The sequence below is a fragment of the Microcoleus sp. PH2017_05_CCC_O_A genome, assembly GCF_020738785.1.
Taxonomy (GTDB): domain Bacteria; phylum Cyanobacteriota; class Cyanobacteriia; order Cyanobacteriales; family Microcoleaceae; genus Microcoleus.
Genome location: NZ_JAEQCB010000069.1, coordinates 23,407 through 37,820, shown reverse-complemented (window position 1 = coordinate 37,820; position 14,414 = coordinate 23,407). Strand labels below are relative to the sequence as shown.

At 44.1% G+C, this 14,414-nt stretch carries 10 protein-coding genes; 8 read left to right on the top strand and 2 right to left on the bottom strand.

Translation table 11 applies throughout. From position 1 onward, the window contains the following. Positions 1 to 48: 48 nt before the first annotated feature. Complete coding sequence (gene rpsF / locus JGK20_RS17105) at positions 49 to 384, top strand: 30S ribosomal protein S6 (RefSeq protein WP_293146945.1); 336 nt, start codon at positions 49 to 51, stop codon at positions 382 to 384. Positions 385 to 603: 219 nt separating this feature from the next. Here the strand turns inward: rpsF and JGK20_RS17100 are convergent, their stop codons facing one another. After that, positions 604 to 1,350, bottom strand: coding sequence for a creatininase family protein (locus tag JGK20_RS17100; RefSeq protein WP_293178029.1), 747 nt, complete (start codon positions 1,348 to 1,350; stop codon positions 604 to 606). Between the two features lie 788 nt (positions 1,351 to 2,138). Here JGK20_RS17100 and JGK20_RS17095 point away from each other — a divergent pair. The 7 genes from JGK20_RS17095 (at position 2,139) to JGK20_RS17065 (ending at position 13,153) form a co-directional block, all read left to right on the top strand. Then, positions 2,139 to 2,879: a response regulator transcription factor gene (locus JGK20_RS17095; protein WP_293178035.1), complete on the top strand. Its 741-nt coding sequence runs from the start codon at positions 2,139 to 2,141 to the stop codon at positions 2,877 to 2,879. A gap of 390 nt (positions 2,880 to 3,269) precedes the next feature. Beyond that, complete coding sequence (locus JGK20_RS17090) at positions 3,270 to 5,528, top strand: alkaline phosphatase PhoX (RefSeq protein WP_293231487.1); 2,259 nt, start codon at positions 3,270 to 3,272, stop codon at positions 5,526 to 5,528. 440 nt (positions 5,529 to 5,968) lie between these two features. Beyond that, positions 5,969 to 8,902 carry an ATP-binding protein gene (locus JGK20_RS17085; RefSeq protein WP_293211302.1) on the top strand — a complete coding sequence of 978 codons (2,934 nt, stop codon included), beginning with the start codon at positions 5,969 to 5,971 and terminating at the stop codon, positions 8,900 to 8,902. Between the two features lie 20 nt (positions 8,903 to 8,922). After that, positions 8,923 to 9,315, top strand: a complete 393-nt coding sequence (locus JGK20_RS17080) for a response regulator (RefSeq protein ID WP_293146959.1) — start codon at positions 8,923 to 8,925, stop codon at positions 9,313 to 9,315. Further along, positions 9,312 to 10,643, top strand: a complete 1,332-nt coding sequence (locus JGK20_RS17075; RefSeq protein ID WP_293178044.1) for an adenylate/guanylate cyclase domain-containing protein — start codon at positions 9,312 to 9,314, stop codon at positions 10,641 to 10,643. The genes JGK20_RS17080 and JGK20_RS17075 overlap by 4 nt, the downstream gene beginning before the upstream one ends. Before the next feature lie 440 nt (positions 10,644 to 11,083). Next, positions 11,084 to 12,529 carry a response regulator gene (locus JGK20_RS17070; protein WP_293178047.1) on the top strand — a complete coding sequence of 482 codons (1,446 nt, stop codon included), beginning with the start codon at positions 11,084 to 11,086 and terminating at the stop codon, positions 12,527 to 12,529. 228 nt (positions 12,530 to 12,757) lie between these two features. After that, positions 12,758 to 13,153, top strand: a complete 396-nt coding sequence (locus tag JGK20_RS17065; protein ID WP_293178050.1) for a response regulator — start codon at positions 12,758 to 12,760, stop codon at positions 13,151 to 13,153. 248 nt (positions 13,154 to 13,401) lie between these two features. On the opposite strand, the gene JGK20_RS17060 is transcribed toward JGK20_RS17065, so the two are convergent. Then, a complete protein-coding gene (locus JGK20_RS17060; protein ID WP_293203193.1) occupies positions 13,402 to 14,364 on the bottom strand; it encodes a 4'-phosphopantetheinyl transferase superfamily protein in 963 nt (320 codons plus the stop codon). Between the last annotated feature and the right edge of the window lie 50 nt (positions 14,365 to 14,414).

Genomic DNA, 14,414 nt, shown 5'->3' with positions numbered 1-14,414 from the left:
AGTCCTTGCTTCATGAGAAGCCTTGTTGTCCATAAGGGAATTATTGCCATGAAACCGTTTATTTACGAAACAATGTACATTCTGCGCCCTGACTTGGGTGAAGAAATGACTGACCAGGCGATCGCGAAATATCAAACAATTTTGCGCGATCAAGGTGCTGAAAATATCGAAACTCAGCACCGCGGCAAGCGTCGCTTGGCTTACGAAATCGGCAAGCACCGCGACGGGGTATACGTTCAAATGAACTATACAGCTCCGGGCGCTGCAATTTTTCCTATGGAACGCGCGATGCGTCTGAGCGAAGAGGTGATTCGCTATTTGACGATCAAGCAAGATGTCCCAGATGCACCTGAAGCTGAAGCTGAAGAGGAAGCTGCTGCCTAGCATTCGTGTCTAAGGTATGTTGTTGGGCTTCAGCCCTCTTTAGACATATATATAAAGAGGGCTAAAGCCCAACAACGTACCTTTGGGCTAAAGCCCAACAACGTACCTTTGGGCTAAAGCCCAACAACGTAACTTCTATAAAACCGCCCTGCTTTTTAAGCGAGATTTAGGGATATCTGGCTTCGGATCGAAACCAGATTTATCAAGTTCACGCAATTGTTAATCTGAGTTTAAAAACTCCAAATAATTGTTAGTCAATTCTTTGACTGCTAAATCGTGAAATTGTTGGCCATGTTCGGGAGTTGCTAAGGCAGGATTTGAACCCATTCTCCCGTCGGGAAATCGGCGGCGGAAGTCAGCAGCACTATAAATTTTGTGCCCAGATCCAACTTCTTCCGAAAGCGGTGCTTGCTTGATTGCTTCTGGATAAAGGTACTGGGTTACAGCAACTTCGCTGGGGGTGGCGTGGGAACCTTCTTGGTTTCCGTACAATTCTTTGGCGAGTTTGTAGACTGAACCGCACATGAACCAGTTGCCGATTTGACACTGGATTCGATCGGCATTTGCTAGATTCAAATCAGACAAATGCGCGTATGTCTCGGAAAATGCTGCTTTCATCGTGGCAATATTGCCGCCGTGACCGTTAATAAAGAAATATTTCTCAAATCCAGCTTTTGCTAAAGATGTGATATAATCTCTGATTACGAGAATTAGGGTCTGCGGTCGGAGGCTGATGCTACCGGGAAAGCTGGTGTGGTGCAAAGCCATGCCGACATTAATTGTCGGGCCGACTAAGGCATTGGCTGCTTCTCCGACACTCTGGGCGATCGCACCAGCAGTAATCGCGTCAGTTCCGATTAAACCGGTGGGCCCGTGTTGTTCGGTGGAGCCGATCGGGATAATTATGCCTCGGGAGCTCTCAAGATAAGCTTCAACCTCGGGCCAGGTACTCAAATGCAGCAACATTATAGGCAATCTACAGAATTTTTACTTCGTATTGTCGATCGTAGCGGGCCTGGGTCAGTTGTAGCTCGCGTTCAAAACTCCTCGCCTTTGCCCCCGCTTGCGTCCGGTTCCTGTCTAGTGCGAGCGTCCCCGCTCGCGTCTAACCCACGACACCCGCTCGCGTCTAACCCACGACACCCGCTCGCGTCCAACTCACGAAGCTCCCGTCCAACCCACGAAGCTCCCGTCCAACCCACAAAACACTATTCCTCAAAAACCCGTCAGATTGCCAGATTAATCGTTAATTTAGCCCAATATTTTTCCAGTTACCAAGTTTTCGAGCGTAAATCCGATCGAGATTGTATCTTCAACCAAAGCTGTAGGGTTCGGTTAAACTTTAAGAACAACATTACTCATCTTTAATAAATTAACCATTTATTTACTAAAACTTTACCTTTTGATAACCTTTTGCCTGTACGATAAAGCCATCTCCCTATAGATTGGGTGTAACCTGGTCAATTAAAAGCGGGCAATGTTTTACCAAGTAATACCGACCCCGAACAATGACCAGGCTTCTAACGCCTGGACGGAGGCAGACAGCGCAGCTATCGCAACTGCTCAACGGCTATATTTCTTGCACGAGCAAGTAGAAATAGTCGAGCGTATGTCTGTCGGATGGACTGGCGAAAGATTATAAGTGATTGAATAGTCGATCGTTCATAAAAAGCGATCGCAGCGCTAGAGTGCCTCAGCTACTGAAGAAGGCACCTCCCGCTAGCCACATACAAACACAACTCCCACTGATATTTATGTCTTCTGCTGAATTAAGCGAAAGTCCTTCAAGGCTGGCTGTTGGACAAGCCGGCCGCATTTTGTTACTCGAAGGTGAAGACCTGTTGCGGGAAATGCTAGCTTTAGCTCTGAAAGAACAGGGCTATGAGGTGGTGGTTACTAGCGACGGGCGCAACGCTCTGCCTTCTGTGCAAGCTTCCTCGTCATACCACGGTGAATTCGGTTTCAACCTATTAATTATGGACTCAATTAATGGTTTAGATCTGTGTCGAATGTTACGACATCAAGGAAATCCCGTTCCTATTTTGATTATCGGTGCTAGAGGAAGTGCAAACAACTGCGCTTTTTATCTAGAAGCCGGATCGGATGATTATCTCACCAAGCCTTTTGGAATGCGGGAGTTTATCGCCCGGTGTCGGGCACTGATGCGGCGCCAGCGCCTCGGTCAGTTGCCACAACCGATGATGCTGCAATATAAGAACATAACTCTGTATCCTGAAGAGTGCCGCGTCTTGGTTCACGGTATTGAAGTAAAATTTTCTCCTAAACAGTTTCGCTTACTAGAACTATTTATGAGTAATCCCCGGCGAGTTTGGTCTCGCGATCAGTTGCTGGAAAAAATTTGGGGTCAAGATTTTATCGGAGACAGCAAAACAGTAGATGTTCACATCCGCTGGCTGCGCGAAAAGTTGGAAATCGATCCGGGTCAACCGGAATATATCATTACAGTACGGGGGTTCGGCTATCGATTTGGTTGATTGTTTTAATCTGTTGTATGGTTACAAGTTCGAGTTAAATATGACGTAGGTAGGGATACAACAATGTTGTGTCCTTATTTGTATGTATGTATGGGGCAATTATTGATGAGGTACGTTGTTGGGCTTGGGCCCTCTTGAGACGTATAGATAAACGGGGCTAAAGCCCAACAACATACCTTTATTAAATTGGAATATATCCTTAAGTCCAGCAAATTGTGTTACAAAAAGCTAGAGATTAATGTTCGAGTGCATAGGTACGTTGTTGGGCTTGGGCCCTCTTGAGACGTATAGATAAACGGGGCTAAAGCCCAACAACATACCTTTCAAAAAAATGACCGTCAATTGAGTTTATAGTCTGCGGATAATTAGTCCTTAACCATTTTTTTACCTATGACTATCAAGCGTCGAGAATTCCTACTTTTCTTGGGTGCAACGGCCAGTAGTGTTGCACTCAATTCTTGCCAAAAAAAAATTGCCATGCCCTTCTCACCGCCAGTTAACTCTGCCAAGAGTGTGGATAATATGGCACGAGGCATAAACTTCCAACCAGTCAAAGGGCCGATGCCTTTACTAACCAGCAGCACCTTAACAGAAACTGGACAATTCATCCCCATTAGCAGTGCGTCCACCCAGCAGCAAATGCAAGCTTACAGCGCTTACGAAGTAGCCGACGACCTCCTGCTTCCAGAAGGCTTTACCTACGATATCGTAGCTGCTTGGGGAGACAAAGTGGGCGATTCTCACTTCGGCTACAACAATGACTATCTCTCCTTTGTAGAAACTGGCAAAAATCAGGGATTGCTAACTGTTAATTTCGAGTACATCAGTGCCAAGCCCTGGATACAAACTTATCAAAAAGTTATTGGGAAATCTCTGCCTTTTGCTAAGTTAGAAGCGGCAGCTACCTCCGCCGGAAAAGTGGGAGTCAATGCCTTTTCTGCGTCGGAAAAAGACCAGACAAAAAAAATGGTTGCGGAAGTGTCAAAAGCAGCTTTAATTGAGGTGGGAATCGGGGTAATTTCTATCAAAATAAATGATGATGGCAAATGGGTAAGAACGCATTCTCCAGCCGATCGCCGAATTACGGGTATTTCCGGCCTAGAAGACGGGCGCTACCTCAAATCCACCGGCCCGGCGGTAGCCGTGTTCAACAAAAAAGGTAAAGGCTACTCGGACAAGTTGGGCGCAAAAATCATCGGCACTTTTAATAACTGTGCGGGCGGGACTACGCCTTGGGGAACGGTTTTTAGTGCGGAAGAAAACATCCAGAATTTCGTACCGGAACCTGTGTTTGCAGACGGTACATCCTTCGATCCAAGCAATAAAAATTTCTACATAGATAAGGAAGAAATTGGCGGTTTAGGGAATGTCTTCGGCTTGGCGGGTAATAAATACGGCTGGATGGTAGAAGTAGATCCGGCTAACCCCAAGGACTACGGCACCAAACACACTTGGCTGGGACGCTGCCGCCACGAAGCTGTAGGCATTCGCGTAGTAGCCGGAAAACCATTAGCATTTTACTCGGGGTGCGATCGGCGCAGCGGACATATTTACAAATTCGTCAGCAAAAACGCAGTTAAAAACCCCAAAGATAAAGCTAATTCCCAGCTATTGACAGAGGGAATGCTTTATGCTGCCAAGTTTAACGCTGACGGCACCGGTAGGTGGATTCCATTAAAAACTGACACGCCTGTCAATCCAGATTTGCCTAGCCTTCATGGAGGCGGAATGATTAATTTGCCGCTGCGTCCCGCAGGCGGTTTTGTCAAAGTCGAAAAAGATGCAGAAGCAGTTGCTTTTAAACAAAAATTCAAGACTTTAAATGACCTCTACGAAGGCACAGCTAAGGAAAAACAAGGTGCAATTTTAATTGATGCTCATTATGCCGCAAGTGCGGCAGGAGCTACTTGCACTGCTCGTCCCGAAGACACTGAAATTGCTCCTGATGGTTCTCTCTACATTACCTTTACTTCCGGTTCTGCCAGCGATAGCGACGGCGGGCCGGATTTGCGAATTTTTCAAGGGAAGGACGGCAAATCTTACGAATACGGCTGGATTATGCGCTTAGTTGAAGAGGGTAACGAGCCATCTGCAATGACTTTTCAGTGGAAAATGTTTGCGACGGGTGGCGAACCGGCTTCGGGCGGATTGGGTTTTTCTAATCCAGATAATTTACTGATTGACAAGGGTGGCAATGTTTGGATGGTAAATGATATGTCTTCTGACAAACTGAATGCACCTGTTGCTGCGGGCCGAGTTGATAAAGATGGGAAACCGATTAGCCAATCTAATTTGCGCGGTTTGTATGGTAACAATGCAATTTGGTTTTTGCCGGCTTCTGGCCCCAATGCTGGGGAGGCTTTTTTGTTTGGAATTGGGCCGATGGAGTGCGAAACTACTGGGCCGTTTTTTACTGAGGATGAAAAGACTTTGTTTTTGTCAATTCAGCATCCAGGAGAAATTAACGGAATGCGGCAGGATATGGCGGCAGACGATCGCAATTTTGCCATGAAGACTATTGATGGTAAGGAATTTTTGCAGACTCGAAAAGTGCCCGTAGGATCGAATTGGCCTCTTAAAACAGTTAATAATCCACCTAAACCTGCGGTGGTGGCAATTCGGCGGGTGAATTCGCAGCCGTTGACTTAGTTTCAATTTGAGCGCAAAGGGCGATCGTCCTTTGCGCTCAAATCCGTCAATCGAAAACCTAAGTATGTCGGGTGCTTGTGTCTGCACCTTACTGCTATTGGGCATCTTGCAGGCGATCGCTTATGGCTTATGGCTTATGGCTTCTGCTATGAATTTGTACGATCGATAAATTACCACCACAGCCCAAAGCTTGCACTCCCGGCACTTTGACTTAAAAAGTGCAACAAATGACCCAGCGCTCGCAATATTACCTCTATTTATTGTAGAATCGAAAGCAGGCGTTTGTATTTATTCATTCATGCACTAAAAAATGTTGTAGAGTCGAGCGGTGCACGCTTCTGTTCAAAAGTTGCACCTCAAAAATCAGCAGACTCTGGCAAGACGGAATAACCAGAATAAAACTTACGAAAAGAAACCGGGTTTTTACAACAAATCTTGGTTTGACAGCGACGAATCTGGTTGCTAAATCGGTTTCTCAACTCCTGTGCATCCCAAAGAGAGCGAAATACGGCATGGCGATTTGGGCGGGCCGTCAATTTTTTGCAGGTGGATGTCGCCCGCCTGCAAGTATTTCTGAACTCAAAACAATCCCGATCCTAATTAGATCCAGCACTAACGTTGTGAACAAAACCCCATCTACTGCCACCGAAGCCGCAAAAACTGCTCGCTCCCGAACCCTGCGAACAGTTCTGATAGTTCCCTTCGTCTTGCAACTGTTCGCGGCGGTGGGACTGGTAGGATATCTCTCATTTAAAAACGGACAGAAGGCAGTCAACGAAATTGCCGATCGACTAATGACAGAAGTAGGCAGCCGCGTCCAACAGAATCTCGGTGCTTACCTGACTGTACCCCATCAGGTCAACCAGATCAATGCTGTTGCGATCGAACTCGGCACCCTCAACCTGGAAGATGTACCTGTTTTACAGCGTCATTTTTGGCGGCAGCTTCAGATATTTGACACCCTCACTTTTACCGGTTTAGGATTAGAACAAAGAGACAACTTGGGGGCAGAAAGGCTCGACAATGGCTCGCTGACTTGGAGAGTATCGACAGCAGCAAGTAACTATGATTTCCGCACCTATGCCACCAATGAATCCGGCGAAATCGGCGCAGTATTAAACAACAAAATTAATTTTGACCCGCGCACTCGCCCCTGGTACAAAGCTGCGGTAGCTGCTGGTAAACCCACCTGGAGTCAGATTTATCCCAATACGGCTGGCATTACTGCCTATCTCGGCGCATCTATGCCTTTCTACGACAAACAAGGCAAATTGCAAGGGGTATTGCTAACTAATATTAATTTGTCCACCATTGGTAAGTTTTTGCAAAGCTTAAAAATCGGCGAAACTGGACAGGTTTTTATTGTCGAGCGATCCGGAATGTTAGTCGCAACTTCGACAGGAGAAAGACCGTTTCATACCATCAACAAAGAATACGGAGCCGAACGAGTTAAAGCAATTGACAGTAAAAATACTTTCACTCAAACCACGGCTAAATATTTACGAGCTAATTTTAACGAGTTTCAATCTCTGAAAACGGCGCAGTCACTAGAATTTGATGTTGAGGGGAAAAAACAATTTTTACAAGTTCTGCCTTGGCAAGATGACAAAGGATTGGATTGGTTAATTGTGGTGGTGGTTCCCGAAGCGGATTTTATGGCACAAATTAATGCCAACAATACTGCGACTATTTTGTTGTGCGCTGCTGCTTTTGTCATCGCGATAATTGTTGGCGTTGTTACGGCTAGATGGGTGACAAAACCAATTTTATCTTTGAACGAGGCTGCCAAAAATATTGCTAAAGGTGAATGGGGCAAAAGTGTAACGCTCAACCGATCCGATGAAGTCGGGGAACTTGCCAATTCATTTAATAGTATGGCGGCGCAACTTCAAGTATCTTTCACAGAAATGCAAGCTTTGAATGCCGAATTGTCTGAGAGTGAAAGTCGATTAAACCAAATTTTGGAAGCAGTGCCGGTGGGTATATTTGTCGCCGAGTCTAGTGGCAAACCTTACTATGTTAATTCTCGCGCTCAGGATTTATTAGGTACAGGCATCATCGCTAATACTGAGTCAGAACTTCGAGAGATTTATCAAGCTTATCTGGCAGGTACCAACGAACTTTATCCAGCAGACAAAGAACCCCTTGCTAATGCTTTTAAGAGAGCCAGCGTTAACGTTGATGATATGGAAATTCGCCAGTCTGACAGGATTATTCCGATCGAGGTTTGGGGAACGCCCATTTATGATGATAAAGGAAAGGTGAGTTATGCGATCGCAGCTTTTGCCGATATCACCCAGCGCAAACAAGCCGAGAAATTGGTAGCGGAATACAACCGCACTCTCGAAGTCCAAGTCACCGAAAGAACCCAAGAGCTCAAAACAGCCTTAGACAACCTGCAAACCACTCAAGAAGAGCTGATTCAATCGGAAAAAATGGCAGCTTTAGGTCAATTAGTCGCCGGAGTTGCCCACGAATTGAATACTCCTCTGGGCGCAATTCGATCGAGTGCCGGAAGTATGACTACTTTTTTAGAGCAAACCATCACCAATTTGCCCTCACTGTTTCAGTCGCTTTCCCCCGCAGAATCTGAAAGTTTTAACACACTACTGTATCGCTCGCTACAAAAAGATCTGACTTTAACAGCTAAAGAAGAAAGGAAGTTAAAGCGGACTTTGATTCGTCAACTCGAAGACGAAAATATTGACGAAGGGAATGCGATCGCCGACACTTTGGTAGATATGGGGATTTACGAGGCTGACGACTTTCTGTCTCTGCTGCAAAAGGTCGATCGCGATCGCATCTTAGAAATGGCTTACAAACTCTCCGAAATCCAGCGAGGAACCCAAACAATCAATACCGCAGCCGATCGCGCTTCTAAAGTCGTATTCGCCTTGAAAACCTATGGCCGTTACGACTCATCAGAAACGATGGCTGCATCTAATATAACCGAAGGCATAGAAACCGTACTCACCCTGTATCAAAATAACCTCAAACACAACGTCGAAGTCATCCGCAATTTCCAAACAATACCGCCCGTAATGTGCTATGCAGACCAACTCAATCAAGTATGGACAAATCTGATTCACAACGCCCTGCAAGCGATGGACAATCAAGGCACATTAACTCTGGATATCCTTCAGGAAGGCAACAATATCAAAGTCGGTGTTACAGATAGCGGCGCCGGAATTCCATCCGAAGTAATGCCCAAAATATTCGCTCCATTCTTCACCACAAAACCCCCCGGAGAAGGCAGCGGTCTGGGTCTCGATATAGTCAGAAAAATTATTGACAAACATCGCGGTAAAATAGAAGTTGAATCTGTTCCAGGCCAAACTACTTTTACAGTTGTTCTACCTGTCAATCTCTCCTAAAACTTAGTTAATTAGCAAAAATGTCTAAACCAATTATCCTGTGTGTTGATGACGAAAAAGTAGTTTTAAAAAGTCTGAAAACGCAACTAAAATCTGCCTTTGGGAATGCTTATCTTTACGAGATAGCAGAAAGTCCCGCCGATGCTCTAGAGTTAATTGATGAATTCACTGACGACGAAATCTCAGTTATCTTGATTGTATCGGATTGGTTAATGCCAGGAATGAAAGGAGATGAATTTCTGATTCGAGTTCATCAAAAATTTCCAAAAACAGTAAAAATTATGCTGACCGGTCAAGCCGATGAAGAGGCAGTCAAGAGGGCTTTTGACGAAGCCAACCTCCATCGGTGTTTGCAGAAACCTTGGTCGGAATCAGAGTTGATCGAAACCATTAAAACAGCCTTATCATTATGACCAAACAAGTCATTATTTGCGTTGACGATGAAAAAACAATTCTGAAAAGTCTTAAAACAGAATTAAAAGAAGCTTTAGGCAATACTTATGAGATTGAAATTGCCGAAGGAGGTAAAGATGCCCTAGAGTTAATTGCTGAATTGCTCGAAGACGGCTATGAAATCCCTTTGATTATCTCGGACTACGTGATGCCTGACATGAAAGGCGATGAATTGTTGCGGCTAGTTCACGAAATTTCCCCCAAAACTCTCAAGGTGATGCTGACCGGTCAGGCGACTATTGAAGCGGTAGGAAATGCCATCAAACAGGCAAAACTCTACCGCTACATCGGCAAACCTTGGCAAACTGAAGACTTAAGATTGACTGTGACAGAAGCCGTCCACAGCTACAGTCAGGATAAAAAACTAGCAGAACAAAATGCCGAACTTCGGAAAATCAATCAGGAGTTAGAAGTTGCTCTGTCACAGCAATTAAAATTAACAGAAGCTGCTAAACGCTTTGTGCCGAATGAATTTGTCTCGCTGCTAAGCCACGATAGCTTGAGCGACGTTCGACTCGGCGACAGCGTGGAAAAGGAAATGTCAATATTGTTTTCCGATATTCGGGATTTTACGGCTCTTTCTGAGAGCCTGACACCTCAAGAAAATTTCAATTTTATTAATTCCTATTTGAGTCGAATGGAGCCAAACATTATTAAAAATCACGGCTTTATTGATAAATATATTGGCGATGCAATTATGGCTTTATTCGGTCAGAGTGCCAGCGATGCCGTGAATGCTGCAATTTCTATGTTGCACAGTCTCGCTGAATACAATCAACATCGCATGAGTTGCAGTTACGCACCTATTAAAATTGGGATTGGCATCAATACGGGTTCATTGATGTTAGGAACAGTTGGGTCAACTAACAGGATGGACAGTACGGTGATTGGCGACGCTGTGAATTTAGCCTCGCGGCTGGAAACTATGACGAAAAGTTACGGGGTGTCGATGTTGATCGCTCAAAATACTTTTTTGCAGTTGACCGATCCCAAAAGTTACTCAATCCGAAATATCGGCTGTGTTCGAGTAAAAGGTAAATCGGATTTGATGACAATTTACGAAGTTTTTGATGCCGATCCACCTGAATTGAAAGAGCGTAAGTTAGCAACTTTACCCGTATTTGTCGAAGCACTGTATAATTACGCTGCTGCTAAACATCAAGAAGCGGCAGAACTGTTTGCGGATTGTGTACGCAAGAATCCCCTAGATAGGGTGGCGCAAAATTATCTGCAACGCTGTCACGAAATGCACGCAATATTGCCCCAAAGTAATTCTGACTTTATTTAATATAATAAATTGAATACATTCCGGTCATTACCAACTATAAATGAACCGGAAATAGGAAAGAAAGCTTTGGGTTTGAGTCCATAATCTTATCTCAAGAACCCGGTTTTTTTACTCTCAGAGCGAGAAACCAGGTTCCTTTCAAAAATCCTGGGTTGAGCAACAAAAAATACAGTCATACAGCGGGTTGATGAGCGTCTAGTGCCTAGCAGCGTCCTCTCTTCAGAGAACAGTCTCATACGATTTTCCATTTTCCGATTTGAGATTTGAGATTCGTAATGACTGGCATGAGGGTTGGGATCCTGCATAGAGTCGCATTCTTTTTTTGAACTGGTATCAGTTGAGTGAAAGTCGCGACTATCTTGGCAAATCAGTTGAACTGCGGTAAAATAGTGATTTTAATTGACAGCTCTAAAAAATAACACAAGAGAGTTTAAGCGATCGTGAGCAGCCAGCAAATAGTCCCACCAACGGCGAATATTCTTGTAGTTGACGACACTCCAGCTAATTTGCGCCTTCTCGCTGGGATTTTGACAGAACAAGGGTACAATGTTAGACCCGCACGGGATGGAAACCAAGCTATATCAATTGCCCAAACCATTGCTTTGGATTTGATTTTGCTGGATATTAATATGCCGGTGATCGACGGCTATCAAGTATGCGAAAAGCTCAAAGCGGACGATCGCACTCGCGGCATACCCGTGATCTTCATCAGTGCCTTGAGCGATGTACTGGATAAAATCAAAGCTTTTGGCGTCGGCGGAGTAGACTACATTACCAAACCTTTTCAAGTAGAAGAAGTTTTGGCTCGTGTCGCAACTCACTTGAGTTTACAAAATCTGCAAAACAATTTGCAATCTAAAAATGATGAGCTAGCGGAAACTAATGAGAGATTGAATGCTACTTTGCTAGAATTAAAGTCTACTCAAAACGAACTAATTAATTCAGAAAAAATGGCTGCGTTGGGACAATTAATCGCAGGAATTGCTCACGAAATCAATACTCCATTGGGAGCAATTCGCTCTTCGGCGGGGAACATTTTTAAGTTTTTAGAGCAATCTCTACAGCAGTTGCCTGCACTATTTCAGTCTTTATCTATAGAAGAAGCGGAAATTTTTTTAGCATTAATCAATAGGTCGCTCCAAGAAAAACCCAGTTTCTCTGCCAAAGAAGACCGCAAAGTGAAAAGGCTTTTTATCAGTCAATTTAACTCCGAACAAGTTGCAAAACCAGAGGATTTGGCTGATACGATTGTGGACATGAGAATTTATGACAAAATAGAGCCTTTTTTGCCACTGTTAAAAAGATCTGATAGTTTGTATATCTTAGATAGTGCTTATAAAATATCCGGTATGCAAAGAGGTATGCAAACCATAGCAATAGCAGCAGATAGAGCGGCAAAAATAATATTTGCTCTCAAAGAATACACAGGAGGTCAACCGTCGAGCGATAAGAGTTTAGCCAAGATAGGTGATGGTATCGAAACGGTGTTGACTCTCTATCACAATCAAATCAAAAATCGAGTGAATATAGTGCTGAACCTTCCAGAACTACCCCCTGTACTTTGCTATCCTGACGAACTCAATCAGGTGTGGACAAATATCGTCCACAATGCTTTACAAGCTATGGACTATCAAGGTACTTTAACTATTGACGCGATTGAGGCAGGTGAGCAGATAAAGATTACTATTGCCGATACAGGCAAAGGTATACCGTTGGATATTCAAGAGAAAATATTTGAGCCTTTTTTTACAACAAAATCCTTAGGGGAAGGTAGTGGTTTAGGGTTGCATATTGTTAAACAAATAATTGACAAACATCAAGGTAAAATAGAAGTAAAATCACTTCCCAGACAAACCACGTTTACAGTTTATTTACCGAGGAATTAGTAGCACAAAACTGAAGTCATACCATTTGAGATTTGAGATTTGAGATTTGAGATTGGGAATGACTGATGACTATCAGGGTTTGAATCGCGGGCTTACATTTGCATTCTTTCTTGAAACTGGTATTACGGATCGACGGGTAGCTGTTTCTGCTTTCTTTTTCTCCCAATTCCCAATTCCCAATTTCCAATCTCCAATTCCCAAGTCACAATTTTTAGTGTAAAGAGTAAAATGCCTAAACCAGTAATTTTATGTGTTGATGATGAAATCGCTGTATTGGAGAGTCTCAAAGTGCAACTCAAGTCAGCTTTTGGTACTGAATATTCTTATGAACTGGCCGAAAATGCGATGGATGCTCTAGAAATGCTAGAGGAGCTTACTGAAGAGGAGTCTCAAGTTCTGGTGATTGTATCAGATTGGTTAATGCCCGGGATGAAGGGGGACGATCTGCTGATTTGCATCCACCAAAAATTCCCAAAAATCGTGAAAGTTATGCTAACAGGTCAAGCTGATGAAGCTGCTATTGCCAGGGTAAAAAAGGAAGCAAACCTTCATTCGTGCTTGTATAAGCCTTGGTTGGAATCGGAGTTAATTGAGATCATTAAATCTGGGCTTAAAAAAACTTGAACCCACAAGTAATTATAGGAGGTGATGGTGAGCAAACTACGATCGCAAGTCTGAATTAATATTCCGGGGAAGTATTACTACTTTGCGATCGCACGTCACATCCAAGTCTGGGTCAAACATTTAGGTATTGCACTAAATAACTGTTCGATCCTTCGGACTTCAGTCCTCTCTTTGAAGGTGAAGAAGGACTAAAGTCCTCACTGCGAACCTTTTTAGAAGGACTCGCATTGTTCACTACGAATCATAGCTCAAAACTTCGCTGTCCATTGCCAACAATGAAGTTTCGAGCAATCTCCTGCAACCGCAACAGCCCCGACGATATCTGAACAGGGAATTAATTCAATTAAAGACCATTTCGATGATTCTTCGGGGTTTTGTTCAACATTTAATAGTGCTGCGGGTTCTCCTGGTGTGAGGGTCACATCAAACTCATTCAGGGGAATAGATAATCCTTTTCCGACTGCTTTGATGTAGGCTTCTTTCCGAGTCCAGCAGGCAAAAAAAGCGTGGTTTTGGAGATTTTTGGATAGAGAACGCAGCACGGTGTTTTCTAATGGTGAAAAAAACTTTTCAGCAATCTCTAGACAGGGAAAGTTGGGATTTATTCGTTCAATATCGACGCCAATATCTCGATTTTTGGTAATGGCAATTAGCCCAAGTTCGTGAGAGTGAGACAAATTGAAACGCAGGGTATCTCCACTTTGGGCGACGATGAGAGAGGGTTTGCCGTAGGGGTTGTATTCAAAGCTTAGATGGCTGGGATTTATGTGCAGGTAGCGACTCAGAATTTCTCTCAGCGCACCGCGAGTCACAATAAATTGCGATCGATCTTTTGGAAAGTGAAAACGCTCTGCTTTTGTCTGTTCGTCGGTAGAGAGAGTCTCTGCTAAAGTCCGCACGCAAGACGCCGTTTGAGCCAGAGAGACGCGCCAAACATGAATTTCGTTGATGTCTAATGTCAGGTTTTCTGGTGGGGAATTCCACGAAGGAACAACAGCAGTCATGTATTTGCCCTTTTTTTGGGCTTGGTGAATCAAAATATCGTCTCTGGCGATGAGACTATCGATCGAACTATGGGGGCTTTGGGCGGTGGAAGTTGTTTGCTTGGCGGATGTGTTTCCCGACGTGAAATCGCCAATTACAAAGGATTCTACCATGAGATGTGCTAATTTTTTGCTTGAGTCTGGCGATCGCACTTGCACGCATCGCACGAGTCTCGATATTATTTTGTATTAGGTAGATTTCACGCCCAGAGCGATCG

Bases quoted from the DNA above. Each gene is read 5' to 3' on its own strand.
- rpsF (WP_293146945.1), top strand. From the start codon at position 49: ATGAAACCGTTTATTTACGAAACAATGTACATTCTGCGCCCTGACTTG.
- JGK20_RS17100 (WP_293178029.1), bottom strand. From the start codon at position 1,350: ATGTTGCTGCATTTGAGTACCTGGCCCGAGGTTGAAGCTTATCTTGAG.
- JGK20_RS17095 (WP_293178035.1), top strand. From the start codon at position 2,139: ATGTCTTCTGCTGAATTAAGCGAAAGTCCTTCAAGGCTGGCTGTTGGA.
- JGK20_RS17090 (WP_293231487.1), top strand. From the start codon at position 3,270: ATGACTATCAAGCGTCGAGAATTCCTACTTTTCTTGGGTGCAACGGCC.
- JGK20_RS17080 (WP_293146959.1), top strand. From the start codon at position 8,923: ATGTCTAAACCAATTATCCTGTGTGTTGATGACGAAAAAGTAGTTTTA.
- JGK20_RS17075 (WP_293178044.1), top strand. From the start codon at position 9,312: ATGACCAAACAAGTCATTATTTGCGTTGACGATGAAAAAACAATTCTG.
- JGK20_RS17065 (WP_293178050.1), top strand. From the start codon at position 12,758: ATGCCTAAACCAGTAATTTTATGTGTTGATGATGAAATCGCTGTATTG.